1 protein-coding gene is annotated in these 1,189 nt (G+C 66.8%); it reads right to left on the reverse strand.

Going from position 1 to position 1,189, the window contains the following annotated elements; translation table 11 throughout:
- Positions 1–1,189: elongation factor Tu (gene tuf / locus MFF58_RS31695; RefSeq protein ID WP_210030226.1), on the reverse strand; the 1,189-nt coding region annotated here is incomplete at its 3' end.

The raw sequence follows: 1,189 nt of genomic DNA on the forward strand, positions 1-1,189 counted from the left end.
AGTCGTTGATGGCGGCGACGACGCCGGCGCCGACGGTGCGGCCGCCCTCGCGGATGGCGAAGCGCAGCTTCTCCTCCATGGCGACCGGCACGATCAGGACCACGTCCATGGTCACGTTGTCGCCCGGCATCACCATCTCGGTGCCCTCCGGCAGCGTGCAGATGCCGGTCACGTCCGTCGTGCGGAAGTAGAACTGCGGCCGGTAGTTCGTGAAGAACGGCGTGTGGCGCCCGCCCTCCTCCTTGGTCAGGATGTAGGCCTCGGCCTTGAACTTGGCGTGTGGCTTCACCGAACCCGGCTTGCACACGACCTGGCCGCGCTCCACGTCCTCGCGCTTCGTGCCGCGCAGGAGCACGCCGACGTTGTCGCCCGCCTGACCCTGGTCGAGCAGCTTGCGGAACATCTCCACGCCCGTCACCGTCGTGGTCTGCGTGTCGCGGATGCCGACGATCTCCACCGTCTCACCCACCTTCACGATCCCGCGCTCGACCCGGCCCGTCACCACCGTGCCGCGGCCCGAGATCGAGAACACGTCCTCGATCGGCATCAGGAACGGCAGGTCGATCGGACGCTCCGGCTGCGGGATGTAGCTGTCCACCGTCGCCATCAGCGCCAGCACCGCCTCCTTGCCGATCTTGGGCTCCTTGTCCTCCAGCGCCATCAGCGCCGAGCCCTTGGTGATCGGGATGTCGTCGCCCGGGAAGTCGTACTTCGAGAGAAGCTCGCGCACCTCCAGCTCGACCAGCTCCAGGAGTTCCTCGTCGTCGACCATGTCGACCTTGTTGAGGAACACCACCAGCGCCGGAACGCCCACCTGACGCGCCAGCAGGATGTGCTCGCGCGTCTGCGGCATCGGCCCGTCGGCCGCCGACACCACCAGGATCGCGCCGTCCATCTGCGCCGCGCCCGTGATCATGTTCTTCACGTAGTCGGCGTGGCCGGGGCAGTCCACGTGCGCGTAGTGACGGTTCTGCGTCTCGTACTCCACGTGCGCCGTCGAGATCGTGATCCCGCGCGCCTTCTCCTCCGGAGCCTTGTCGATCTGGTCGTAGGCCGTGAACGTCGCCCCACCCGTCTCCGCAAGCACCTTCGTGATCGCAGCCGTCAGCGACGTCTTGCCGTGGTCAACGTGACCAATCGTGCCGATGTTGCAGTGCGGCTTGGTGCGGGAGAACTTTTCCTTGCCCAT

The organism is Methylobacterium longum (genome assembly GCF_022179385.1).
Taxonomy (GTDB): Bacteria; Pseudomonadota; Alphaproteobacteria; order Rhizobiales; family Beijerinckiaceae; genus Methylobacterium; species Methylobacterium longum.